Origin of the sequence: Jannaschia sp. R86511, assembly GCF_042466345.1 — a bacterium.
GTDB lineage: Bacteria > Actinomycetota > Actinomycetes > Actinomycetales > JBBAYJ01 > Aquipuribacter.
In genome coordinates, this window is the sequence record NZ_JAXHCD010000001.1 from 3806602 (window position 1) to 3831675 (window position 25074).

General features: G+C 71.2%; 21 protein-coding genes and 1 other annotated feature. Of the genes, 13 read left to right on the forward strand and 8 right to left on the reverse strand.

The features are described from left to right. The first annotated feature begins 54 nt into the window (after window positions 1-54). The 4 genes from SJY06_RS17750 to SJY06_RS17765 are packed head-to-tail and all read left to right on the forward strand — an operon-like array spanning window position 55 to window position 3387. Window positions 55-1275 carry a CaiB/BaiF CoA transferase family protein gene (locus tag SJY06_RS17750; RefSeq protein WP_380168860.1) on the forward strand — a complete coding sequence of 407 codons (1221 nt, stop codon included), beginning with the start codon at window positions 55-57 and terminating at the stop codon, window positions 1273-1275. After that, window positions 1272-2111, forward strand: a complete 840-nt coding sequence (locus tag SJY06_RS17755) for a citryl-CoA lyase (RefSeq protein ID WP_380168861.1) — start codon at window positions 1272-1274, stop codon at window positions 2109-2111. Before SJY06_RS17750 ends, SJY06_RS17755 begins: the two co-directional genes overlap by 4 nt. 53 nt (window positions 2112-2164) lie before the next feature. After that, on the forward strand, window positions 2165-3028 hold the full coding sequence (locus SJY06_RS17760; protein ID WP_380168862.1) for a hypothetical protein: 864 nt from the start codon (window positions 2165-2167) through the stop codon (window positions 3026-3028). Then, window positions 3025-3387 carry a hypothetical protein gene (locus tag SJY06_RS17765; RefSeq protein WP_380168863.1) on the forward strand — a complete coding sequence of 121 codons (363 nt, stop codon included), beginning with the start codon at window positions 3025-3027 and terminating at the stop codon, window positions 3385-3387. The genes SJY06_RS17760 and SJY06_RS17765 overlap by 4 nt, the downstream gene beginning before the upstream one ends. A 15-nt stretch (window positions 3388-3402) precedes the next feature. Here SJY06_RS17765 and trxA read toward each other — a convergent pair whose 3' ends face one another. Further along, window positions 3403-3798 (reverse strand): thioredoxin, encoded by a 396-nt coding sequence (gene trxA / locus SJY06_RS17770; RefSeq protein WP_380168864.1) that lies wholly within the window; start codon window positions 3796-3798, stop codon window positions 3403-3405. A gap of 655 nt (window positions 3799-4453) precedes the next feature. Between trxA and SJY06_RS17775 the strand changes: the two genes are divergently transcribed. Further along, entirely contained in the window at window positions 4454-4840 is a 387-nt protein-coding gene (locus SJY06_RS17775; protein WP_380168865.1) for a DUF4328 domain-containing protein, read from the forward strand. 30 nt (window positions 4841-4870) lie between these two features. Here the strand turns inward: SJY06_RS17775 and SJY06_RS17780 are convergent, their stop codons facing one another. The 4 genes from SJY06_RS17780 to SJY06_RS17795 are packed head-to-tail and all read right to left on the reverse strand — an operon-like array spanning window position 4871 to window position 9075. Then, window positions 4871-5332 carry a winged helix-turn-helix domain-containing protein gene (locus SJY06_RS17780; RefSeq protein ID WP_380168866.1) on the reverse strand — a complete coding sequence of 154 codons (462 nt, stop codon included), beginning with the start codon at window positions 5330-5332 and terminating at the stop codon, window positions 4871-4873. Continuing rightward, window positions 5333-5920, reverse strand: coding sequence for an HDOD domain-containing protein (locus tag SJY06_RS17785; protein WP_380169729.1), 588 nt, complete (start codon window positions 5918-5920; stop codon window positions 5333-5335). A gap of 12 nt (window positions 5921-5932) precedes the next feature. Continuing rightward, entirely contained in the window at window positions 5933-6574 is a 642-nt protein-coding gene (locus SJY06_RS17790) for an EAL domain-containing protein (protein WP_380168867.1), read from the reverse strand. After that, on the reverse strand, window positions 6571-9075 hold the full coding sequence (locus SJY06_RS17795) for a diguanylate cyclase domain-containing protein (RefSeq protein WP_380168868.1): 2505 nt from the start codon (window positions 9073-9075) through the stop codon (window positions 6571-6573). Before SJY06_RS17795 ends, SJY06_RS17790 begins: the two co-directional genes overlap by 4 nt. Before the next feature lie 781 nt (window positions 9076-9856). Between SJY06_RS17795 and SJY06_RS17800 the strand changes: the two genes are divergently transcribed. From SJY06_RS17800 to SJY06_RS17835, 8 genes are all read left to right on the forward strand, one after another. Beyond that, window positions 9857-11812 (forward strand): SpoIIE family protein phosphatase, encoded by a 1956-nt coding sequence (locus SJY06_RS17800; protein ID WP_380168869.1) that lies wholly within the window; start codon window positions 9857-9859, stop codon window positions 11810-11812. A gap of 1500 nt (window positions 11813-13312) precedes the next feature. After that, complete coding sequence (locus tag SJY06_RS17805; protein WP_380168870.1) at window positions 13313-13783, forward strand: antitoxin; 471 nt, start codon at window positions 13313-13315, stop codon at window positions 13781-13783. Further along, window positions 13716-14989, forward strand: a protein-coding gene (locus SJY06_RS17810; protein WP_380168871.1) for an IS3 family transposase whose coding sequence is annotated in 2 segments (ribosomal slippage) — window positions 13716-13989 and window positions 13989-14989 — 1275 coding nt in all. Because the reading frame shifts where the segments join, the coding sequence is not laid out codon by codon here. Before SJY06_RS17805 ends, SJY06_RS17810 begins: the two co-directional genes overlap by 68 nt. Continuing rightward, window positions 13988-14119, forward strand: a sequence feature (AL1L pseudoknot). (Overlaps the previous gene by 132 nt.) A 573-nt stretch (window positions 14990-15562) precedes the next feature. After that, window positions 15563-16033, forward strand: coding sequence for a hypothetical protein (locus tag SJY06_RS17815; RefSeq protein ID WP_380168872.1), 471 nt, complete (start codon window positions 15563-15565; stop codon window positions 16031-16033). Continuing rightward, on the forward strand, window positions 16030-16512 hold the full coding sequence (gene sdhC / locus SJY06_RS17820; RefSeq protein ID WP_380168873.1) for a succinate dehydrogenase, cytochrome b556 subunit: 483 nt from the start codon (window positions 16030-16032) through the stop codon (window positions 16510-16512). The genes SJY06_RS17815 and sdhC overlap by 4 nt, the downstream gene beginning before the upstream one ends. Window positions 16513-16745: 233 nt before the next feature. Next, window positions 16746-17840, forward strand: coding sequence for a hypothetical protein (locus SJY06_RS17825; RefSeq protein ID WP_380168874.1), 1095 nt, complete (start codon window positions 16746-16748; stop codon window positions 17838-17840). Between the two features lie 77 nt (window positions 17841-17917). Next, the gene (locus SJY06_RS17830; RefSeq protein WP_380168875.1) at window positions 17918-18316 is read left to right on the forward strand and encodes a hypothetical protein; all 399 of its coding nucleotides are present in this window, start codon (window positions 17918-17920) and stop codon (window positions 18314-18316) included. A 1634-nt stretch (window positions 18317-19950) separates the two neighbouring features. Then, entirely contained in the window at window positions 19951-20424 is a 474-nt protein-coding gene (locus SJY06_RS17835; RefSeq protein WP_380168876.1) for a hypothetical protein, read from the forward strand. A gap of 141 nt (window positions 20425-20565) precedes the next feature. Here the strand turns inward: SJY06_RS17835 and SJY06_RS17840 are convergent, their stop codons facing one another. The 3 genes from SJY06_RS17840 to SJY06_RS17850 all read right to left on the reverse strand — a co-directional run bounded on the left by SJY06_RS17840 (window position 20566) and on the right by SJY06_RS17850 (window position 25011). Further along, window positions 20566-21558 (reverse strand): ABC transporter ATP-binding protein, encoded by a 993-nt coding sequence (locus SJY06_RS17840; RefSeq protein ID WP_380168877.1) that lies wholly within the window; start codon window positions 21556-21558, stop codon window positions 20566-20568. After that, window positions 21555-23222: an ABC transporter permease gene (locus SJY06_RS17845; RefSeq protein ID WP_380168878.1), complete on the reverse strand. Its 1668-nt coding sequence runs from the start codon at window positions 23220-23222 to the stop codon at window positions 21555-21557. The genes SJY06_RS17840 and SJY06_RS17845 overlap by 4 nt, the downstream gene beginning before the upstream one ends. Window positions 23223-23358: 136 nt before the next feature. Then, window positions 23359-25011, reverse strand: a complete 1653-nt coding sequence (locus SJY06_RS17850) for an extracellular solute-binding protein (RefSeq protein WP_380168879.1) — start codon at window positions 25009-25011, stop codon at window positions 23359-23361. Between the last annotated feature and the right edge of the window lie 63 nt (window positions 25012-25074).

A 25074-nucleotide genomic window follows, 5' to 3' on the forward strand; every position in this document is an offset into this window, starting at 1 on the left:
CTCGCATGCTGGCCCCGCGGACAGGTGTCCGCTCAGCGGACGAAGGAGTCAGTGATGAGCACCGGACCTGACGGGTCGACGCCTGGGCCCGAGGCCGGCGAACCGGCTCGCGGACCGTTGGACGGCTTGCTGGTCGCCGACTTCTCGCGCATCCTGGCCGGGCCGTACTCCTCCATGCTGCTGTCGGACATGGGTGCTCAGGTGGTCAAGGTCGAGGGCCGCGGCGGCGACGACACCCGCACCTGGATGCCGCCCGTGCGCGACGAGGTGTCGACCTACTACCTGGCCGTCAACCGGGGCAAACGCTCGATCGGCCTGGACCTCAAGGACCCCGACGACCTGGCCCTGGCGCAGGAGCTCGCCGACCGCGCCGACGTGGTCATCGAGAACTTCAAGCCCGGCGGGCTGGCCAAGTACGGCCTGGACCACGCCTCGGTCAGTGCCCGCAACCCGAGGGTGGTCTACGCCTCGATCACCGGCTTCGGCGCCGGGGCCGGCGCGGCGCTGCCCGGCTACGACCTGATGGTGCAGGCGATGTCCGGCCTGATGAGCCTCACCGGTGACCCCGACGGCTCCCCCTACCGGGCCGGGATCAGCGTCTTCGACGTGATGTCGGGCATGCAGGCCACCATCGGCATCCTGGCCGCGCTCACCCACCGCGCCACCAGCGGAGTCGGCCAGCACGTCGAGGTCAACCTGCTGTCCACGGCGCTGTCCGGCCTGGTCAACCACACCAGCGCCTGGGTCGCCGGCGGCACGGTGCCGTTCCGGATGGGCAACGCCCACCCGAGCCTGTTCCCCTACGAGCCGCTGCCGGTCGCCGACGGCGAGCTCATCGTCATCGCCGGCAACGACGGCCAGTTCGCCAAGCTGGTGCAGGTGCTGGGCCTGCCCGAGCTGCTCGAGGACCCCCGCTTCGCCCACAACCAGGACCGCACGGCCAACCGCGAGGCGCTGCGCCCGCTGCTGGTGGACCGGCTGATGACGCGCACCCGCGACGAGTGGTTCCGCACCCTGCTGGACGCCGGGGTGCCGTGCGCGCCCATCAACACCGTCGACGAGGGCGTGGCCCTGGCCGACGAGCTCGGCCTGGAGCCCGTGGTCACCGTCGGCGAGGGCGAGCGCGCCGTGCCGACCGTCCGCAACCCGGTCCGGTTCTCGGCCACCCCGGCCGGCTACGACCTGCCCCCGCCCGCCCTGGACGAGCACGGCGCCGCGCTGCGCGCGTGGCTCGCCGGACCCGACGACGCACCCCTGCCCGGAGGACGAGGATGAGCGACGAGACCAGCCCGGACGCCCCCCGGTACCGGACCTCGCTCGGGACCTCCGACACCCGCAGCATCTCGCTGCTGGGCCACGACCTGGCCGGCGACCTGATGGGCCACGTCGGCTTCGGCGAGCTCGCGCTGTGGATGGTCGCCGGCGCCCGGCCGTCGCCCGGCGAGGTCGCGGTGTTCGAGTCGGTGCTGGTGGCGCTGGCCGACCACGGCTTCACCCCCACCGCCATCGCGGCCCGGCTCACCTACCTGTCGGCGCCGGACTCGCTGCAGGGCGCGATGGCCGCAGGCCTGCTGGGCGGCGGGTCGCGGTTCCTGGGCGTCACCGAGGACACCGGCGAGTACCTGGCCGCGGCGCTGCACACCGCCCGCGAGGGCGACGGCGTCCCCGCCGACGACGACGAGGCCGGCTGGGACGACCTGGCCCGCCGCTGCGTCACCGAGACCCGCGCGGCCAAGCGGTTCGTGCCCGGCCTGGGCCACCCGGTCCACAAGGAGGGCGACCCCCGCACCCCGCGCCTGATCGAGATCGCCACCGACCACGGCACCCTGGGGCCGCACCTGCGGCTGTTCCGCGCCATCGGCCGGGTGGCACCCGAGGTGCTCGGCCGCACCCTGCCGCTCAACGGCGCCGGCGTCTGCGGGGCGACGCTTGCGGACCTGGGCGTCCCGCTGCCCATGCTGCGCGGGGTGGCGCTGCTCGCCCGCGCCGCCGGTCTGCTCGGCCAGCTCGCCGAGGAGCACCGCGACCCGATCGGCATGGACGTCTACCTGTCCGTGGACCGCAACGCGGTCTACGTCCCGAGCCCGCAGCCCGGCACAGAAGGCCCCTGAGCCCCCGCCCGACCGATCCCCCGCACCGACCGCAGTCCGACGAAGGAGTCGCCGTGGCCGAGCTCGTGGCCGTCATCGCCTCGACCCACCACCCGTTCTACCACCGCGCCAGCACCGCCACCGGTGAGGACCGGCCGCCCTTCGCCGACGAGTGGGTGGCCAAGGTCGAGCGGTTCCGCGCGACCCTGACCGCGGCCCGCCCCGACGTGCTGGTGATGGTCGGCAGCGACCACTTCCACCAGCTGTGGCTGGACAACATGCCGCAGTTCCTGGTCGGCCACGCCGAGGCCTACGACGCCAACTGGTACAACGAGGAGCGCGAGTTCGGCCTGCCCCGGATGCACATGAAGGGCGACCGCGACCTGTCCGGGCACCTGCTGCGCAACGGCCTGGACGCGGGCTTCGACCTGGCGTTCAGCAACGAGCTGCGGATCGACCACTCGGTGACCTGCCCGATCATCACCCTGCGGCCGCAGAACGACCTGCCGATCGTGCCGGTCTACACCAACATCTTCGCCCCGCCCCTGCCGCAGCCCAAGCGGTTCGTCCAGCTCGGGCAGGCCATCCGGCAGATGGTCGAGTCGTGGCCCAGCGACAAGCGCGTCGCCGTCATCGGCACGGGCCACCTGAGCCTCGAGCTGGGCGGCCCGCGCCAGTTCGGCCCGCACGGCCCGGACCCGGAGTTCGACCTGCGCGCCATCGAGTGGATCGCCACCGGCGACATCGAGAAGACCTTGGCCGAGGTCACCCTGGACAGCCTGCACCTGCCCGGCAACGCCACCCACGGGTTCATGGACTTCATGCTCATGATGGGCGTCGCGGGCGAGGGCGAGCAGGCCGCGCACGTGGACTCCCTGGACCTGTTCCACACCCGGGAGGCCTACTTCACCTGGTACCCGAAGGGAGCCCCCGCGTGAGCGTGTACCTGATCGACAAGTTCCTGTTCACCGTCGACCGCGACCCCGAGCTGGTGGAGCGCTACCGCGAGGACCCGGTCGGGACGGTGGCGTGGTGGGAGGCCGAGGAGGCCAACCGGATCCTCGCCTGCCACGGTGACGAGCGCTCGACCTGGCTGGCGTTCACCGACGCCGAGCGGCAGGCGCTGGCCACGCACGACTACCCCGCGCTGTTCGGGCTCGGGGCCCACCCGTTCCTCACCCTGACGCTGTTCATCGCCATGTTCGAGCGGGACCACGCCGAGCCGCTGGGGTTCCAGCTGGAGTACGCGCAGCGGCTGGCGCACTACTCGATGCCGTACCCCGACATCAGCACCTGAGGCGGGGCCGGCCCGTCAGCCCTGCTGGTCGGTCTGAGGGCCGGCGGCCGCCGCGCGCTGCTCGGCGACCGAGGCGTGCACCGCGGCCATGTCCAGGTCGCGCACGGACTGGATGACCTGCTCCAGCGCGGTGCCCGGCAGCGCCCCCGGCTGGGCGAAGACCATGACGCCCTCGCGGAAGGCCATCAGCGTGGGGATGGACGTGATGCCGGCCTGCGCGGCCAGGTTCTGCTCGGCCTCGGTGTCGACCTTGCCGAACACGAGGTCCGGGTGCTTCTCGGCCGCGGCGTCGTAGACCGGCGCGAACTGCCGGCACGGGCCGCACCAGGCGGCCCAGAAGTCGACCAGGACGATGTCCTCGTCGCGGACGGTGGGCAGGAACGTCTCCTCGGTGAGGGCGACGGTGCTCATGGCGGGCCTCCTGGCGGTGGTGGGGTCTGGCTGCGTCTGCCCGTGCCAACGCCGGGCGGGGCAGGAGGTGTTCCTGGTCCCCCGGTGGGCTACCGGGAGATGCCGCGGCTGGGCCGGTCGGGTGGCCGCAGCGGCGATCGGGCACCCGAGAAGTCCTGGTTGCGTCACCGTCCTGCTGTGAGCGACCAGCAGTGGACCCCGCCCGGACGACCGGAGCACGTGCCGCCCCAGCAGGCGGTGGCGCCCGCGTCGAGCGGGTGGCCCCAGCCACCGGCCCCGGACCCGTACGCCACCCCGACCGGCAGCCCGACCGGGTACGCGGGCCCCACCGGGTACGCGGGCCCCACGGGGTACGCGCCCGCGGCCGGCACCGCGCCTGCCGGGTACGCACCCACGGCCTACGCACCGGGTTGGCCGGTGACGCCCCGGTTCCGGCCGGTGCACGCGCTCGGCTACGCCGTCGTCGGGGTCGGGGCGGTCTGGCTGCTGCTCGCCGTCCTGGGGGCGTTCCTCGCCCGGCCCGCCGCCGACGCCTTCTCGGCCGCGGCGGCCGCCGGCCTGCCCCAGCCCTACGTCGCCTACGACCTGGTCACCGCACTGGCGCTGCTCGCCCAGGTCACCGCGCTCGTGCTCACCGGGCTTCTGGCTGACCGCCGTGCGGCGCAACGTCGACCAGGTCGCGCGCACGGGCCAGCGGCGCGGGGTCGTGTGGGCGTGGCTCGGCTGGGTGGTGCCCGTGGTCAGCCTGTGGTTCCCCTACCAGGTGGTCTCCGACGCCGGCCGGGCGAGCACGCCCCGGCCCCTGGGCTACGGCGGCTGGTGGGCGGCGTTCCTGGTCTCGCTGCTGCTGCAGAACGCCGCGGGCCAGGTGCTGGGCGGCCCGGCCGGTCTCGTCGACCCGGAGCTGGTCCGGTCGCTGCCGACCATCGAGGCCGTCGGCGCCGTGGCCCTGGCCGTGGCGTTCGTCCTGTGGGTCCGAATCGTGCTGGACGTCAGCGCCGCCCACGACCGCTGGAGCGCGGCCCAGGCCCCCGTCGGCTGAGCCCCCGAGTCCGACGGCCGTCCGCCGGACTCAGACCACGAGCCGGTAGCCGACCCCCGGTTCGGTCAGCACGTACCGCGGCGCCGACGGGTCGGGCTCGAGCTTGCGGCGCAGCTGGGCGACGTAGACGCGCAGGTAGTGGCTCTGCGACGGCACCCCCGGCCCGCGCAGCTCGTCCAGCAGCGCCCGCTGGGACACCACCCGCCCGCCGGCGCGGGCCAGGATCTCCACCAGGTGCCACTCCGTCGGGGTCAGCCGGACCTGGTCCCCGTCACGGGTCAGCGTGCGCAGGGCCAGGTCGAGGGTGAACGCGTCGGTCCGGATCACGGCCTCGGTCTCGGGGCCGGACCGGGGGCGGCGGGTGGCCGCCCGGAGCCGGGCCAGCAGCTCCCCCATGTCGAACGGCTTGGTGACGTAGTCGTCGGCCCCGGCGTCCAGCGCCTCGATCATGTCGTCGCTGGTGGCGCGGGCCGACAGCACGACGACGGGCACTCAGCCGTCCTTTGCGTTCATGGCCGCCGCGATGCCCATGGCGTCGCTGAGTGCCCGCAAGCACGCGCGGGACACCTCATACGGCTCGTGGTGGGTGCTGCGCATCCCGGTGAGGTCGTTGGTCTCGTGGGCCAGGACCGCGCGCAGCGCCGCCCCTACGGCCCCTTGGCCGTGCAGCACGGCTTGGGCCACCGCCGAGCCGGCACCACTGTCACGGACCACTTGGGCCGGGTCGCCACCCAGCACGTCGGTGACCGCGGACAGCAGCCCGGCGGTGTAGGCGGTGTCTCGCTGTTTAGGGACCAGCAGCGCGCAGGCCTCCGCTCGCGCGAGCAGGATGATGACGTCGCCCGTGGCCGTGTGCGACCCTCCGCCCAGCAGGACCAGCACCACCCAGGCCCCGAGCTTGCGTGGCCCCAGCAGCGTCACTGCCTGCTGCACCGAGCGCACCGGGTGCCCGACCCCGGCGGGACTGGCCGCCATCCGCAGGACCCGAAGCGCCAGCCCCGGGTCGGCACTCACCAGCCGGACCAGCTCGTTGGTGTCGGCCTGGCTGGCCAGAGCACCCAGCAGGCGAAGACACGTCAGGTCGGAGGACGTCTAGGTACGGGTCGTCCGGGTCTGCGGCCGGTGCAGGGCATAGCCCTGCAGCAGATCCGCGCCAGCCGCCACCGCCAGGGCCACGTCCTCGGCGTCCTCAACCCGTTCCACGCAGATCGTGATCCCCGGCCGGAGGGCGTGGGCCCGGGCGACGAGCCGGGGCAGGGCGACACGCCCGACAGCAGCCATATCGATCTTGACGACATCGCACACCCGGATCAGCGGATCACGCGAGGAGCAGCCGTCCCAGTCGTCCGCCGCGACCCGGTAACCCGCACCGATGAGGGCGCTGAGGCCGTCGAGGACCTGCGCGTCCAACACCACGTGCTCCAGGACCTCGACCACCAACCGGTCCGGGCCGCCCGGCAGCGGAAGGTCACCGACCAGGAAGCCCCGGGTGGTGTTCACGAACAGGGGGAGCTCACCGGCAAGGTCGTCCACCCCGAAGTCACCGAACACCGACAGCAGGACCTGAGCCGTCGCGGCCTCATGCGCGGCCTCGTCGATGAGGGTGTCCGGCGACAGCTGCCGGAACAACAGCTCATACGCCGCGACACCGCCCGAGGCGTGGTGGATCGCCTGACGAGCAACCCGGACCGTACGAAGATCCGCAGGGGAGACCGCAGACCCCGGCCTCTTCACGTCTGTCCATCGACGAAGGGCCACCGTTTCGCGGGGTACGCGCCCTCGCCGCCCTCGCCGCCCTCGCCGCCCTCGCCGCCCTCGCCGCCCTCGCCGTCCTCGCCGCCGCGGTGGTGGTGCTTGGCGGCGTACATGCGCTGGTCGGCGTGGTGCAGCAGGGCCGCAAAGTCCCCGCCGTCGTGGGGGTGGACGCTGAGGCCGATGCTGGCTGCGACGATCTCCTCCTGTCCGGACAGGACCACTGGTCGGGTGAGGTCCTGGGCGAGCTTCTGGGCGACACGGTGGGCGTGGTCGTGTGCTGTGGCGGGGTCCAGGCCGGGCAGGGCGAGGAGGAACTCGTCGCCGCCGAGGCGGGCCAGCAGGTCGCTGCGACGCACACCTGTGCGCAGTCGTTGGGCCACGACGACCAGCAGGTCGTCGCCTGCGCTGTGCCCGAGGGTGTCGTTGATGGCCTTGAACCCGTCGAGGTCCACGAACAGCAGGGCGAGGGCGTTCCCGGCCGCACGGGCGTCCCACAGGGCCGTCTCGATGCGTTCTTCCAGCCGTCGGCGGTTGGCCAGTCCCGTCAGGGGGTCGGTGTAGGCGAGCTCCTCGATCCGGGCCAGGTAGCTGCGGGCCCGGTCACGTTCCTGCTCCAGGGCCCGCTGGGCCTGCACCCGCGCGGTGACGTCGTTCTGGACCCCGATGTACTGCAGCACACGGCCCGAGTCGTCAAGGACGGGTGCGAGGTAGATCTCGTTCCACCACGGGGTCCTTGCCTCACCGCGGTAGTTCAGCAGCGTGCCCCGCCAGTCGCGGCCTTCGCCGATGGCGGCACGGATCTCATCCACCGCACCCGGATCGGTATCGGTGCCCTGCAGGAACCGGCAGTTGCGCCCCAGGACCTCCTCCGCCCGGAAGCCTGACAGGTCTTCGAAGGCCTGGTTGGTGTAGACGATCGGCTGGTCGGGGCGACGGACGTCGGCGATACAGACCCCGCTAGTGGTCGCGGCCAAAGCCCGGTGCAGCAGCGCCTCACCCGCGGGCGTGGCCCGCGGGACTGCCGCGGGGGTCCTGACCGGGGCCGCGAGCCTGGCCGGCACCCGGGGTGCCACGCTCGGATCAGGCACGGCCGCGGCCGGCGCCGGGACAGCGGGCAGCGCCGGGACGGCGGGCAGTGGGACGCCGGGCAGCGCCGGGACAGCGGGCTGCGCCGGGACAGCGGGCTGCGCCGGGAGGGCGGGCAGCGCCGCCCGCGGCGCGACCCGGGACAGCAGCGCCCGCGCGGCGCCCACGACGGTGTCTCGTTCGTAGGTCAGGGCGAACTCGAACATCCGCTCAGCGTCGGGTCCGGTGTCGCCGAGGTCGCGGGCGAGCAGGGCCGCGCTGAAGTGCGGGGCCAGGACCACCAGGTCCCATTCACCGCGGATCGGGTCGTCAGCGGCCAGCGCCGCGCCCCGCAGCCCGGGCACGGGCTCATCGCTCAGGCCCTCGCCCAGGGCGCAGACGAACCCGGTCCGGGCAACCAGGTCGCGGTAGCGGGCAGCGGTGGCCGGGGTGAAGTGGCGGGCCTCCTGGAACGTCGCGGCCACCACGCACGTGTCGCCGAGGCGCATCGCCTCCCGCTCCAGCTGCTTGCTGAGCTCGATCAGCAACGACTTCGGCGAACGGCGCAGCTCGTCAGCGGCCCTTAGCAGCGCGAACGGCGACTGCCTCGCGTCCTGGACCGCTAGGACCGGTGGCAGCGCCAGCTCGCCGACCTCGTACGCATCGCTGGCTCCGGGCTGCGGGCGACCGAACATCCAGCCCTGACCGAGCCGAGCCCCCAGAGCCCGAGCCACCTTCAGGTGGCGTTCATCCTCGATGCCCTCAGCGAGCAGGCGGGCACCTGAGGTCTGCGCGTAGGCGTTGACCGCGTTCATGATCTGCGCGACCGCCGGGCCCGGCCGGTCCTGCACCAGGCGTAGGTCCAACTTGACCACGTCGGGACGCAGCAAAGGCATGAACGCCAACGACGCCGCGTCGGCACCCACGTCGTCCAGCGCCACACCCCAGCCCAGCTCCCGCACCCGGTCCACCGTGCGCAGCAGCTCGGCCGGGCGCTGCGCCAGGGCCCGCTCGGTGATCTCCACCACGACCCGCAGCTGACGAGGAGACCGCTCAGCCAGCGCAAGCAAGTCATCCAGCGGGGCGCTGTCCAAGACCTCGGGCTCCACATTGACGAACAACGTCAACGGCGCCAGCAACCCGACCTCGATCGCCCCCGCGAACGCGGCCCGCCGACACGCCTCATCCAAACCGGCCAGCACCCCCCGCGCCCGGGCCGCGGCGAACAGCTGGTCCGGACGTTCCCAGTCACTGCCTACCGGCCCGCGGGCCAACGCCTCGTAGGCCACCACCCGACCCGAATCCAGATCGACGATCGGCTGGAACACCGACCGGACACCACCATCGATCACCGACCGAACATCGGCGACCACCCCGGGCTTCGTCTGCACCTGCACGCAGACCGTTGTCGTCATCCCCGTCCGCAGGCTTGAGCCTCCGCCTCATCATCCCCATCACGATGAGGCTGACGACTCCACCACGATCGCCCCGCGCTGCTGTAGCCCGGCGCTGGCCCAGCGCTGGTCCCGGTTCCAGGTCAGCGGCACCGACGGCTGAGGTCACGGGCGGCTCAGGTGCCCGATAGTTGCGGGCGGGGCCGCATCCCCCAGTTGCCGTCATCTCATCCTTGCCCCCCGCTCCGTCTCGACCTCTGAGGTTCCCCAGGGATCTGTTGGTGACATCACCCTGGTGGGCCTGTCACGATGGGCTGGTGATCTCGAGTAGCGCCGAGTGATGGTCCCTGGGCCAGCTTCCAGGGCGGCCGGGCTCCCTGTCATGGGTTCAGTGGAGGTGTGGTTGGCGGACTTCGTCAGCGTGAGCGGGGCCACGGCAGCCGTGCTCCTCTCGGTGGATCAGGCGTCTCTGACAGTGCGCTGGTCGGTCGGGTACCACCCTGAAGTGGTTCAGTCATGGAGCAGGATCGACTTGTCGCTTGAGACGCCGCTCACGGTGGCGGTAAGGACGCGGACACCTGTGATGGTTCGTGGGATGGAGGACCTGGCGGCACGGTTCCCACTCATGTTGTCGCGACCGACGGCCGGCCCGTACAACTACCTCGCGGTTCCACTGCTAGCCCCGGCGGGCACCCCGTTCGGAGTGCTCGGGGTGTCCTTCGCGTCTTGCGCTGACTTGGATCTCATGCCAGAACCAGCCCGTAGGGCTGCCGAGGCCGTCGTTCCCCGCCTGCTTGCCGTGATGTCCAGGACACCGGAGGACGGGACCCCGGAACAGTCCTTCGACGACACGGCCGACGCCGGTCGTCATCCGGACCGTGACCTATCGGCGGAGGAGGACACAGACCTGCCTGCGGAGGAAGACACAGACCTGTCTGCGGAGAAGGGCACAGATGCGGGCCGCGCGAACGACGACGAGACGTCGGCGTTGCTGGACGTCTTGATCATGAACGCCCCGGTGGGTATCGCCCTGCTCGACCTCAACCTGCGCTACGTGAGGATCAACACGGTGCTGGCCGAGGCCAACGGTGTTCCGGTGGCCGACCATCTCGGGCGGACGGTCCGGGACGTGCTGCCCACGCTGGCCGACGACGTGGAGCCCCTGCTGCACACAGTCCTGCGGACGGGCGAGCCGTTCGTCGACGCCACCCTCGAGACGGGCCCGACGCAGACGCCCGCCGCCCGGCGGCGTCAGTGGCGGGTGAGCTTCTACCCGGTGCGGGGGCGGGACGGCGCCATCGTCGGGGTTGGGCTCATAGTCGAGGACGAGACGGACCGGTGGGAGGCGGAGCAGCAGCGGGCCGAGGCGATGGCCGCAGAACGGCGCACGCGCGAGCAGGTGGAAGTGACGCAGGCGCAACTGCGTCTGCTCGTCGAAGCCGGAGACGCGCTGAGCACTTCCCTCGACGAGACGGCCGTGATCGACGTTCTCTGTGGCCTACTGGTCCCGGAGCACGCCGACTGGCTCGTGCTTCTGCTGCCCGACGGCATGGGACACCTGGCGCCGGCACGGTCGATTCACGCGAACCCCGAGCTGTCCGCAGCAGCCGCGGCCCTGCTCGACGCCGACCCGATACCCATCCAGGGTGAAGCCCCTGCCGCCCAGGTGTTCCGCTCCCAGCAGTCCCTGGTGACACCTGAGGTCCGGCCGTACCTGCTCGGGCACGGCACACCGGCCTCCGTGGCCGGGCGCGCACTGCCGCTACGTCCGGGCCCCGGGGTCCTGCTGCCGCTGGTCGTGCGCGGCCGGAGCATCGGCGTGCTGTCGCTGGTCGACACCGAGGACCCGGACAGTGCCTCCATCCCGACCAGCACCAGACTTCGATCGGTGCTCGGAGGGCTCAAGACGCTTGAAGCGATATGCCAGCGGGCTGCCGTGGCGTTGGAGAATGCCCGCCTATACGGCCAGCGGAGCCGTGTCGCGAGGACCTTGCAGGAGTCGTTGCTACCGGCTGACCTGCCCCTCGTGCCGGGCCTGGACATCGCTGTGCACTACGCGACGGCCGAGGAGGCCGTCGAAGTCGGTGGCGACTTCTACGACCTCATCCACACCGGGACACACGCCGTCACCCTGCTCATCGGCGACGTGTCCGGTCGCGGGGTCGACGCCGCAGGAGTCACCGGACTCGCCCGGCACACCCTGAGCGCAGTAGCCCACGACCTGTCTCCCGCCCAGTCACTGCAGAGGCTGAACGACATCCTCCTTACCCAGCACTACGACGAACGTTTCCTCAGTGCGCTGTGCGCTCGGCTGGAGTACCCGCCTGGCGAACCGGCGCGGCTCACCATCGCCAGCGGCGGGCACTGCCGTCCACTGCTCGTGCGCGCAGACGGCAACCTGGAGTACCTCGACTGCGACGGCCTCATTCTCGGCCTGTTCTCCGAGATCGACGTCCATGAGACCACGGTGCCGCTCGACCCCGGCGACATCCTCGTCCTGTACACCGATGGCGTCACCGAAGCGCGGGGGGCAGCCAACGGCGGACTATTCGGCGAGAACGGTTTGATCGACGCCGTGCGGGCCTTCACAGCACCAATTGGAAAGGCCCCCTCCGGTACCCCAAGTGCGGCCGGCCTCATCGCCGCCGTCCAGACCGCCATCGACGCCTACCGCATCGGCCCCTCCGACGACGACATGGCACTGCTCGTCATGCGCCTAACACCACCGGAACGCCAGCGGCTTCCGCCCAGGACGTGACCGGCTCAGGTGCGGGCCCGGACTCCGGGATCACCGGCAGAAGAGAAGCGTCCGGCTACCGGCGGTCGTCGTGGCCGACCCCTGCCGTCTGGCTCTGGCTCGGCCAACCACCGCCTCGCCACAACAGTCCACAGTCAATAATCGGTCGCCGTCCCGTCGTCCGCGTAGGGTCGCCCGATCTCGCTGACCCTGTCTCACTTCCAAGGTTCTGAGACCCCCCGGGACGACCGTTTAGTGTGAGATCACCTCACAGACCACCTGAGCCCACCCATCAGCCCGGCCGCCCACATCGTGCGCCCGCGATCGGCGCCTGACCCGCGAGCCGAGGGGCGGCGACCTGACGGTCCCGGTTCACGGGTCCCTGTCAAGTCCAGCCGACCGGAACTCGTTCAGCCCCACCTGGACGATGTCATCCATCGCCACCAGGTCGTCTACCACGCTGCTGCCGTGGCGGCCGCTGGCCAGATAGTCGGCCCATGCCCGGACCAGCCCTGGCCACAACGACGCCGTCGTCTCGGCGCTGAGGCCGAGGTAGCCCCGCGACGTCACAACGGGCCTGCGACTCCGGCAGCGACCCTGGTGGCGGTGGCTGCGGTGCCTCCTGCGGTGCCGCCCGTGGCGCTGGGAGTCTCATGAGTCCGAGCCTGGCGGGCGAGGCCCCCTGCCCACAAGAACATGCAGGCTGTGGCGAAGGGTTCCTCTCGGCCGCGCCCCCGGCCGGCGCCACCTCGCACCTTGTCCTCAGACGTTTCTCTCGCATGGTGGCGTGTGCCGCGTGAGTGCCGGAGGTTGAGCGGGAGCGGTCCCTAGGGGTCTGGCTGCGCGCCACCGACCTGGCCGCGGCCCAGTTCGACGACGTCGGAGCTTCCGGTGCTCCAGGCGACCACGCGCTCCGGGTGAAACCAGACCGACGTGCCTGGACCTCGGGGATGGCGTCCGTGGTGTTGCTGAGGCACGCAGACGGCGGATGTCTCGGCAGCCGACCGTCTGCCCGCGTCGAACCGGGTCACAATGGCGGGGTCGGCCTTTGCGTGCCACGGGGCACCCTCAGCCGGATGTCGGACAGGCACGTAACGGCCCTCAGCCGGACCCCCTGTCGGGCGCTCCGGTCATTCCCTAAGTCACCCTCGGTGAGGGCGCCGACCCGTTCTCGTGCGACCAGCGGTCGTTCGTACGTGACCATCCGCGACTGGCCCCCCCCCCCCCCCTTGTCAGGGATCGACAGCATCCGTCGTTCCGCAGCACAGCGAGGTCCAGTTCATTCCTTAGGGCCCCCATCGCGTGTTCATCTCACTCCTGTGCTCTTGTTCAGGTGTGTCTCGGCGTGGTGTACTGAGATCTCGGAGGGGAGTATCCCGTTTCCGCTTTGTCGTCATTACGACTGGTTCGTGCCGGTCCGGCGGAGTGGGCCCTGTCAGGGGTAGGAGAGACCTCCGGTCACGCCGACCGGATTCCCTGACCGTGGGTGAGTTCCGGTGGCAGAACAGGAACTGGACGCTCATGCCTCTCAAGGACCGCCTGACAGGCGTTACTCGGCAGGCCCAGGACGCGCTGCGTTCTCGGCAGGCCGGGATCGAGCGTGGCATCGACAAGGCCGGTGACCTCGCCAGTCAGAAGGCCGGTGCACGTCACGATCAACGGATCCGGAAGGTCAGCCGGCAGCTGCGCACGGGCCTGGCCAAGGTCACGGGCAACCCGAGCAGATCCGACACAGCACCCCCTACAGCCGCTACGGCTCCGGAGGCTCCGGAGGCTCCGGAGGCTCCGGAGGCTCCGGAGGCTCCGGAGCAGCACTACCGACCTGCGGATCCCGACGGTGACCGCCCACCCGCTCCGGGAACGACGGAGGATGAAGCGCACCAGGTTCTGTGCCGCATCGTTCCGAGTCGGAAGGATGCTCCCCGTGCCGAAGAAGATCGATCCCAACCTGAAGGCCAGGGCCGTGCGCCTGGTCAACGAGCACCGCGGTGAGTACGCCTCGCTGACCGCCGCGGCCGAGGCGGTGGCTAAACAGCTGGGCGTGGGCAAGGAGTCCCTGCGCCGCTGGTGCCTGCAGGCCGACGTCGACGCCGGCCGCCGCGAGGGGGTGACGTCGCAGGAGTCCGCGGAGATCAAGGCGTTGAAGGCCGAGAACCGTCGCCTGCGCGAGGACGTCGCGGTGCTGAAGGCCGCGACGACTTTCTTCGCGGGGGAGCTCGACCCCCGACACCGATGATCATGGGCTTCATCGACACCCTCCGGGCCGACGGCCGCGCGGTCGAGTCGATCTGCCGGGTCCTGCGCGAGCAGGGCTGCCAGATCGCCGCGCGGACCTACCGAGCCTGGCGCTCCCGCCAACCGTCCGCACGGACGGTCAGCGACGCCCGCGTCGAGGACCAGGTCCGTGACCTGGCCTGGACCACCGGCGCGGACGGGCGCCGCCGGTTGACCCCAGAGGGCCTCTACGGGCGCCGGAAGATGACCGCGCTGCTGCGTCGCGACGGCCACGAGGTCAGCCGCGGTGCAGTGGACCGGCCGATGCGGAGCCTGGGCCTGGTCGGGGTCCGCCGCGACAAGGGCCACCGGACCACGATCCCGGCCAAGGACGGGATCCGAGCCGGTGACCTGCTGAACCGGGCGTTCACCGCGACCGCCCCGAACCAGGTCTGGGTCACCGACTTCACCTACTGCCGGACCTGGGCCGGGTTCGTCTACGTCGCGTTCATCGTCGACGTGTTCGCCCAAAGGATCGTGGCCTGGCACGCGTCGACGTCCAAGGCCACGGACCTGGTCATGACGCCGCTGCGAATGGCGTTGTGGCAGCGGGCCCGGGACGGACATCCCACCGTCGCGGGCGAGCTGATCCACCACTCCGATGCCGGGTCGCAGTACACGTCGCTGAAACTGACCGAGCACCTCGCGCTGGAGGACATCCGGCCCTCGATCGGCAGCGTCGGCGACGCCTACGACAACGCCCTGATGGAGACCATCAACGGCCTGTTCAAGGCCGAGTGCATCCACACCACCGTCTTCCACGACGGGCCCTACAAGAGCCTCGCCGACGTCGAGTACGCCACCGCCGGCTGGGTCGACTGGTACAACAACCGCCGCCTGCACTCGACCCTCGGGATGGTCCCTCCGGTCGAGCACGAGCAGGCCCACTACGCTGCCCTCACCCGAGAGCCGCAACCCACATGACAGCGGCACAGAACCTGGTGCGCCGCAGGACGACACCAGCGGCCCTCACCGCCCATCACCCCGGCCGTAGCACCCGGGCGTGGTGATTCTGGTGATGACCGGACCGCCCCGGCAGGTCCGTCGGGGCGGTCCGGCTGGTTCGGCCTCGTCGCGGTCCGTGGTCGGGCCTGCGGCCGGTGAGTGTCCAGGTCTGGTCTTCCCCTGACACCCGAACCGTGATTCACTCATTTACGTTCGGGAAGGGGAGTATCCCCGAGTATCCGCATCGTCAGTACGGCCGTCCACGGCCCGGTGCGGGTGGCCCGCCTCGGCGGGCTGGGAGAGACCTTCGGTTGACCACTCATCCGGAGGTATGCGATGTCGCTTCTCTGTTCCGCCACCACCCCCACCCCCTTCGCCTTCGCCTTCGCCTTCGCGAGGCTCCTGCGGCTCTTACGACCGCCACGATCCACCACCGGTGGACCACTGGACCCTTCCCCACCACCGTTCTCCCGGTCGGCCCCACCCACCTCAAGGCGGTCCCGGGGCGGGGTGGCAGCGGTCCTGGTGCCCGGCCTGCCCCTGGAGCCAGTGATGGCAGAAGCACTGGCCCATGCCGCGACCACGGCTTCGTCCCTGCAGCTGATCATCCTGCGCCGGACAGCGGGCCTGGGCACCGACATCGCCCTGGTCGCGGCCGTCGAGGACGCCGCCGACCGCGAGTACACCGCTCTTCGCGCCCAGCTGCCCGCCCTGCTGCCCGCCTGGGCGCTGCACGACGGCCAGCTCGACGTCATCCGCACCACCCGCGCCCAGACCCTCAACCCGCCCAGACCTTCCCGGGTTCTGACCACCCGCGTCCTGCGACTGGCCCACCACGCATGCTCCGAGCTCGTCATCACCCCCCACGGCCTCCTCCAACCCCTCGACCCCTCCCTGACCGGCATCCGCATCATCACCGTCCCCCACCCCGACCCGACCCGCCACCCCGACCACCCGCCGATCCCCGTCCAGACCTCACCGAACACTTCGACGCCACGCCGCATCCAGCCCGTCCCACCATGACCACGACCCCACCGGCAACGACCCGACCCGGCGCGCAACCATCCGGCAGACACCCGTCCGGCAGACACCCGTCCGGCAGACACCCGTCCGGGCCGACGGTCCTGCGTCGCCCCGGGACCCCGGGCACGCTTTACCGCGGTGGCGCCGGGATGTGGTCGTGGGTCGCGCACCGCATCAGCGGGACCATCCTGTTCTTCTTCCTGCTGGTGCACGTCCTGGACACCGCTCTGGTCCGGGTGTCACCCGAGGCCTACAACACCGTCATCCAGACCTACAAGAACCCCGTCGTCGGGGTGATGGAGCTGGGACTGGTCGGTGCTTTCCTTTTCCACGGCCTCAACGGACTACGCGTACTACTCGTCGACTTCTGGGCCCACGGCCCGCGCTTGCACCGCCCCATGCTCAACGCCGTCCTCGGCGTCTGGGCCATCCTCATGGTCCCCTTCACCGCACGCCACCTCGGCTTCGTCTTCACCTGACGATGCCCCAGATGCGTGACCGTCGTCGACGCAGGAGAACGTCATGGGTAGGGGGTAGCGACGAGCACCAGGGGACATGGCGGTGCCTCACTCCATGGTGTGGACCGACCGGAGGTCTTTCCCGACCCGTCGGGGGCGGTCCCGGAGGTCATCAGGGCCAGCACGCCCATCCACCACGCTCACGGCGCCGCGGGTGCCGTCCGACCCGATCCGTCGCCCAGAGAGGACCCGTCATGAGCACCACCACCTACCCCGACACCGTCGAGGTGCTGCGGCTGCAGGCGGTGCAGGGCTACCCGGCGGTGTCGCTGCTGCTGAACACCACCCCGGGCGCCGTGATGAGCGCCCAGGACGCCGCCACCCTGCACGCCCTGCACGCTGAGGCGGTCGCCCGGTTGGGTGGTGACGAGCGGGCCGGGGACACCGCCCGGCTCCTGGACCGCCTGGACCGGCTCGTCCGCGACGCCACGCACAGCCCTACCGCTCAGGCGCTGGCCGTGTTCGCCCACCGCAGCACCGGGTCCGCGTTGCGGCTGTCGGTCCCGGTGACCGACCGGGTGGTCATCGACCCGACCTTCGCCACCCGTGACCTCGTCCGGGCCCTGCACCGCACCCCTCAGCACCTCGTGCTCTGCCTGACCTCCACCCAAGCACGGCTGTTCCAAGGCGCCGACGAGCTACGCCCCGTCCACTCCCACCGCTTCCCCCTGAGCAACGACCGCGACCGACGCCGCTCCGCGTCACGCCCGGGTCTGGCCACCGCCGACACCACCGCGTTCCTGCGCATCGTGGACCGCGCGTTCGGGACCTACCTGCGCCTGCACCCCGCACCGGTGGTCCTGGTCGGGGAGGAACGCGTCGTCAACGAGTACGAGCGCCTCTCCAGCCACCTCGACCGCTGCGCAGGAACGCTGCGCGCGAACGTCACCACCGAGCCCCTCACCCGAATCGCGGAGCGGGTCCGACCGCTGCTGCACACCTACCTGCTCTCCCGCCAGGACGAGGCCCTAGCCCTGCTCGAGCGCCGGCTGTGGGCGGACCGGGCCGCGGTCGGCCTGCCCGCCGCGTGGCTCGCCGCGCGTCACGACCGCCCCGAGATGCTCGCCGTGGAGGAGAGCCTGTTCCAGGCCGCCCGGATCGGCGCCGACGGGGACACCCTCGACCTGGTCAACGACCCCCACCAGGTCCGCGACGACCCCGACGTCGTCGACGACATCGTCGATGAACTCATCGAGCTCGTTCTGCGCCGCGGCGGGTGGGTCGCCCTCGTCGAGGACGGCCGCCTCGCCGGAAACGGCGGTGTCGCCCTCACCCTGAAGCGCACCTGACGCATGAACCCAGCCGAGGCAGGAGCATTCCATCCGGCCGGCACGGCGGGCTCGACATGTCCCTGACGCGGGTCGAGGTGGACCCGACGGACCGGCTCGTGGCCGCCGAAGCACTGTGGTGGGCGTGGTTCGAGGACATGGACCTCGGGATCGTCGAGCCCCCCGAGGTGCACGAACTGGTGAACCTGTGCGGCAGCCCCCTGTGCTGGCAGATCCTCGCTCGACATGGCGCGTTCATCGACGCCGCGCAAGGCGTCACGGACCCAATCGAGGTCATACGCCGATTCGACGCCGTCGTGAGGCTCACGGCGGAGGAACTCCCTGAAGAGCTGCTGCGCCGCCTCCGGGCGGCGGGGCACCCGCCCTCGGGACTGCGCCGCGCCGCCCGCCGCACCCTCTTCCCGTACTGGGCCGGCCTCAGCAACCCCCAACTCATGGCCTGGCTCAACCACGGACCACCCGGACCAAGCCCATGAGGGCCAGCTCACGAAGACGGCAACCGCGGCAACCGACCACCCCCCGGCCCGCCAGCCGGATCGTCACGGTGAACGACCGCCTGCCGGCGTCCTCAACGCACCCGCCGCCGGCCTCAGCGTTGGCTGCGTGACCGTCCCGCGGGGAATCCTCGACAGGTCGTGAGTCGGGGCCGCGATGCGGCACCAACCGGCCGGCTGGCGTCTGCGACCCACAAGAAGGAACGGGTCAACGGCTACCTTCGACGGTCCCACAACACCCACCTCTGGATGACGTCGCGATGTCTTTCGAGGTGTCCACCGTCTGGGATCAGGGCCAGTCCATGCACGACTGCACGAAGGCGCGAAGGCGCGAAGGACCTCATCGGCATCCACGCGCCGGGCCCGGGGACGGCGCCGCCGTGCGTGTCGCCGATCACGACCCGGTCGGACTCGACAGGTGGCGGGCGCTGATGACCGCGCCTGTACCGCCACCGCGTCCCGGTCCTGCGGTTTACCCGCGCCTCGCGACACGCCGCGCTGTTGCTCGCCCCGGCCGTGATCAACCGGATGAACAACTCCCGCTTCTCGACCAGCGGCTCACACCCGGACGTCCTCTTCCTGCCATGACGCACCACCCAGATCCTGCTCAGGTGCTGCAACGACCACTGGAATCCGCCCCCCGCCACGGTGGGGCCAGATGAGACTGGGCAGCGCGGGACCGGCTGCAGGCCGTCGCCGGAGTCGACCCCGCCCTGGCGTCGCAGCAGGTGCCAGACCTTCCAGAAACCCCGGCCAGGCCGCGGCCCTTGGACCGGTCGGCATACAACCGGCGGATCTCGGCGAGCACGACCTCGTCGCGTCGAGCACGGGCCGAGGACGGGCGGGTCTTCGCGGCGTAGTAGCTCCTTGATCCGGGCCGCCTCGGTCGTGGTCGTCCCCGGCCTGCGGCCGGCGTCGATCTCGGCCTGCTTGCACCAGCCCCGCAACGTGTCGGGGTTGACAGGCCTTGCGGTGGGAGAACAGGTTCACGGCCAGCATCGCCACGATGCCACCGAGCACGGCGAACCACAGCCACAGGGGGACGTGCATCAGAGGGGAACCTTCTGGTCGATGCTGACCGAAGGTGTCCCCCGACCCCGCCACCCCGATGGTGGTCCCGGGGCCCAGCGCGCCGAGCCCCGGACGGGGCCGTACTGACAAAACGCTGTGCTGGGGTACTCCCCTTCACGAACGACGTGACAATGACGGCGGCGAGGGTCACACGTCAAGGGTCTTGCCCGCTGACTGCTTCGTGTGTTGTGCTTCAGGTGCTCGGATCCGTGCTCGGATCCGTGCTCGAGGAGGGGAGTATCCCCCCGCCCTGACCCCGTCAGTACGGCCCTTACCGGCCCGGGGCAGGGAGCCCGCTCACCCGGGCTGGGAGAGACCTCCGGTTGGCCGACATGACCGGAGGCACCGACATGGCCCTGCTCTGCTCCTCCCTACCCATCACCCCCTCCCTGTCCGGGGTGTCAATGGCGATGCTCCGTCTCCTGGGACCGTCGCGGAGGTCTCCTCGCTGCGACACCGCCGGTCGACCTTTCCCCACCACCCCTGCCACTCCTCGGGGTACCACCACCAACGCCGGCGGGCGGGCCGCGCGAGGGGTCGCCGCGGTGCTGGTCCCGGGCCTGCGACCTGAACCGGTACTGGTGGAGGCCCTCACGCAGGCCGAGATCGCCTCAGCGCCGCTGGAGCTCATCATCCTGCGCCGGACGGCAGGCTTCACCACCGACCCCACGCTCCTGAACGCCACCGAACGTGCTGTGGAACGCGCGGCCGACGAGGACTACCACGCACTCCGCGCCCGACTCCCAGGCCTGCTCCCCGCCTACGCACTCACCGGCGGCCAGCCCCATATCCTCCGCACCACACGCGGGTCCCCCGATCCGAGCGACCGGCCGTCACGGACGCTGACGGCACGCATCCTGCGCATCGCCCACGGATGTGGCGTGTCGGTGGTCGTGGCTCCCCACGGCGTCCTCCAGCCGCTGGACCCGAGCCTCACCGGCATCCGCGTCCTGACCGTCCGCACCGCTGAGCCGCCTCACGCGACCACGGCACCATCCCCCGACCCGCACTGGCCATGACCCCGATACCCGGCACGCCCCAACGGACGACCGCGGGCCCAGTTTCCTCGCCCCGAAGGGGTCCGGTGACGCAGGCTCCGGCCGGCGGATCCGGGCTCAAGGCGCACCTTGATCACGAGAACGAGGTTTCGGGCAACTTAGTTAGGCAGAGAGGTGGTGGAGGGGGTGGTCGGTGGCGATGCTGACCGTGACCTGTCCTCCGAGTTGCAACGGCCGGTCGCCCGGGCCGGTAGCGACATCCACGGCCACGACGGTGCCATCGGCTCGGCGGACGTCGTAGCGCCACACGGCGCCCAGGTAGCGGCGATCGACGATCACGTCGGAGCCGCCGTCGTCGACCGCGAGGTCGTGCGGCCGCACCATCGCCACTCGACCGTCATCGGCGGGGAGGAACGCCGCCTCGCCGAGGAACTCGGCGACGAAGCGGTCGACCGGCCGTTCGTAGATCTCCTCTGGACGGTCGATCTGCAGGATCGTGCCGGCGGACATCACGGCGACGCGGTCGCCGATCGCGAGTGCCTCGTCTCGTTCGTGGGTGACCATCACGGCGGCGGCACCGCGGTCGCGCAGCGCGGCCACCACGTCGGTGCGGACGTCGTCGCGCAGCGACGGGTCGAGGCTGGCGAACGGCTCGTCGAGCAGGACGACCGTAGGGTCCGGGGCCAGGGCCCGAGCCAACGCGACGCGCTGCTGCTCGCCGCCCGACAGCTCGTGGGGATACCGCTTCGCCATGCCCGGCAGGCGGACCAGGTCAAGCAGCTCCTCGACGCGGCGGGCCCGGTCGCGGCGGTGCATGCGGCCGAGACCGAATGCGATGTTCTGGTCGATGCGACGGTGGGGGAACAGGGCGTGGTCTTGGAAGACGAGCCCGATGCGACGCCTCTCGGGGGCGAGCATCGTGACGTCGCGTCCGGCGAGCACCACTCGTCCCCCAGCGGCCGGGTCGAGGCCGGCGATCAGGCGCAGCAGCGACGACTTGCCGCATCCGCTCGGGCCGACCAGGGCGAACAGCTCGCCCTCGGCCACGTCGAACGACACGTCGTCGACGATCGCCCGTCCGCCGATCACTCGCCGCGCGCCGTGCACGGCGAGGGCGAGCGTCGGCTCGGGGCCGCCGTGGTCGAGGTCGGTCATGACGACGTCGCCGCGCCGTGCTCGAGTGTCCACATCAGTGCTGCCACCAGCACCATGCCGACCGCCACGATTGCGAGCGACGGCACCGCCGCCTGCACCCACAGGCTCTCGGAGGTGGCCTGCCAGACCCAGATCGGCAGTGTCTCGGTGCCGAACGGACGCAGCAGCAACGTGATCGGCAGCTCCTTCAGCGTGTCGATGGCGACCAACACCGACGCCGCGATGATCCCGGCACCGGCGATCGGCAGCTCGATGCGGGTGGCGACACGGAACCGTCCGGCGCCGAGGGTCCGGGCACTGGCGATCACCGACGGCGAGACCTTGCCGACGCTCGACTCGATCCCCTGGTAGGCGACGGCGAGAAAGCGCACGACGAGGGCGTAGACCAACCCGGCGAACGACCCGACGAGGAGCCAGCCGTCGGGCAGTGCATCGGTGCGGTCGAGGGCGGCAAGGGTGATCAGCACCCCGATCGCTACGACCGGGCCCGGAACGGCGTAGCCGAGCGTGGCGAGACGGGCCAGCGCCCGGCCGCTGGCGCGGCGGCGGGTGAGACCGGCGACGAGCAGCAGGCCGAGCGCCAGGCAGGTCAGCGTCGCCACGCCAGCGACCCTGAACGACGACAGCAGGTGGAAGCCGAGGTCGCCGGCGACGGTGGCCGTCTGGTCGGTGCGGCGCGCCTCCTGGGTCCAGGTGAGCAGCCGGAGCACCGGGAGGGCGACGGTGACCGTGAACACACTCCAGCCCGCCATCGCTGCTGCGGTGGCGCCCGCGCCCCGGAGGCGGTGCACGGCGAGGCCCTGGCGGGCGCCGCCCTGGGTGTACCGGGCCCGGCCGCGGCCGAGGCGCTCGATGGCGATCAGCACGATCGCCAGCCCGATCAGCACCACCGACAGCTCCGCCGCGGCGTTGCGGTCGCCGGTTCCGAACCACACGCGCAACACCCCGTCGGCCACGGTCGACACGTTGAACAGCCGCACGGTGCCGACGTCGGTGAGCACCTCCATGCCGACGAGCGCAGCACCGCCGGCCAGCGACGGCCGCGCCATCGGCAGCACGACCTTCCAGAACGCCTGCAGCCGGCTGCAACCGAGGCTGCGGGCGACGTCGACAGCTCGCTGCGACTGCTCCCGGAACGCTGCCCGGGCGAAGAGGTACACGTACGGATACAGGGTGAGGGTGAGCACGAGCGCACACAGCCAGATCGAGCGCACGGCCCGGGCGCCGAGCGGCTCCTGCAGCGTGTCGAGCCAGACGAAGCCGAGCACGTAGCCCGGGATCGCCAGGGGTGTCACGAGCAGCCAGCCCAGCAGTCGTCGACCGGGGAACTGGTAGGCGGTGACGAGCCAGGCGAGCGAAGTGCCGAGGACGAGCGTGCCGACGAGCACGGCCACCAGCAACGTCGCTGTGTCGCGCAGCATGCGGGGTAGGCGCGTCGCCCAGAGCTCGCCCCAGACGTCCGGGCTCGGCTGGACGATCGACCACACGATCACCAGCACCGGGATCGAGACGGTGATCGCGACCGCTGCAACGGCGAGTGAGGCCGGGAGCGACCGGGCCCGAGTGGCGATCGTGCCGCCGTGGGGAGGCTGCGTGGGTCCCGGCCGGTCCGCGATGATCTCCTCGCTCGCCAGGGTCGGGGGGAGTGTGTTGGTGTCCGTCATGCGTTCGCCAGGCCGTCCAGCGCACTGGTACAGCGAAGGAAGGCGGGCCTAACGAGGCTCCGGCAGGTTCGCCAACCGACGTGGGGGCCGGTGGCCGACCGGGCCGGGAACCCGTCCCGGTCCGGTCGGTTCCGGATCATTCGTAACCAGTGGCGCTCAAGATCTCGGTCGCCGTCGGCTGGTTGGCGCCGAGCTGGCGCACTGCCGGCAGATCGGGCTCGAACGCGCCCCAGGCCGTCACGATCTCGTTCGGCTCCACCGACGGGTCGGCGGGGAACTCGAAGTTGGCGTCGGCGAACTGTTGCTGGCCGTCGGTGGCCAGCCACTCGATCAGGGCGAGGGCGTTCTCCGGGTTCGGGGCGTTGGCGGTGACCGCTGCGGTGCTCACGTTGACGTGGGCGCCGCGGCCGTCCTGCTCCGGCCACACGATCGCCACCGGGAACTCGGGATCCTCCGTGAGCAGCCGTCCGAGGTAGTAGGTGTTGGCGATGGCGACGTCGCACTCGCCGTCGGCCACGGCGTGGTAGATGTCGGTGTCGCTGTCGATGTACAGCGGGTCGTTGTCGACCCACGACTGCACGATCTCGGTCGCGCGCTCCTCGCCCTCGGCGATCACCAGGCTGGCGACCAGTGACTGGGTGTAGGGGTGCGTACTCGGACGCAGGCAGATGCGACCGGCCCACTCGGGATCGCCGACGCCGGCGTACGTGGTCGGCGGGTCGTCGACGCGCTCGGTGCTGTGGATGACCACCCGGGCCCGCTGGCTCAGGGTGAACCAGTCGTTGCGCTCGCTGCGCAGCTCCTCGGGGATCGTCTCGGTGAGGACGTCGCTCTCGACGGAGGCCAGTGCCCCGGCCTCCGCCGCCAGCTCGATGTTGGCGGCATCCGCGGTCATCACCACGTCGGCCGGGGTGTTCTCACCCTCGGCGAGCAGCCGCTCGCGAAGCTCGGGGTCGTTGCCGGTGGTAAAGCGGACCTCGATGCCGGTGTCGGCGGTGAAGTCGTCGAACACCGGCTCGATACCGTAGTGGCGCCCGGTGTAGACGGTGACGATGCCGTTGCCGTCAGCATCGGCGGTGCTCGTGTCGCCCGTCGTATCGGTGGTGGTGTCGGCCGTGGTGTCGGTGGCGGCCTCAGCGGTCGGCTGGTCGGGGGTCGCCTCGTCGTCGCTGCCGCAGGCCGCGAGGACCAAGGTGCCGGCGACTAGCCCGCCCATCAGTCGTGTTGCGTACTTTCGGTTCATTGCGATGGCTCCGTCGTGTGGTCGTGATCGAGGGGGCCGGTCGGCCGGGTCGACCATACATGAGGATAGCCTTACCTGATTCAGCCGGGCGTGGCGTATGTATTTGGGCCTCAGCTTAGATCCACGGCTGAGGGCCTGCTGGCTGTCCTCGATGTCCTGCAGTCGTCCGGTGACGGCGTCCGGGTCGGCGTTGCCCAGATCCACCAGCTGGCGGGCCTGGTCGAGGTAGCTTCGGGCCGGCGGCCTCAGCGCCTCGAGCTCACGGCGGGCATCGCCGTCCAGTTCACTGATGTCGGCGCTGAGCAGCTCCTCCATTGCCGTGGTCAAGGCCGCAGCGGCGGCCTCAAAGCGGGCGTTCGACGCCTGCTCGTCGGGATCGAGAACGGCCTGGTAGACCGACTCGTTGACGTCGCCACTGACGATGTCCAGTAACAGCAGCCCCTCGACGACGGCGGCGCTCTGCCGTTGCTCGGCGTGGGCGCGGGTCCGCTCCGCGCTGAGCATCGTGGTGGAGCCAAGGATGACGAAGACGGCCAGGACGGTCACCGCAATCTGCACGACCTTGGCCGGCAGCGGCCCGCTAACCGGGGACGGTTCACGTTCGGCACG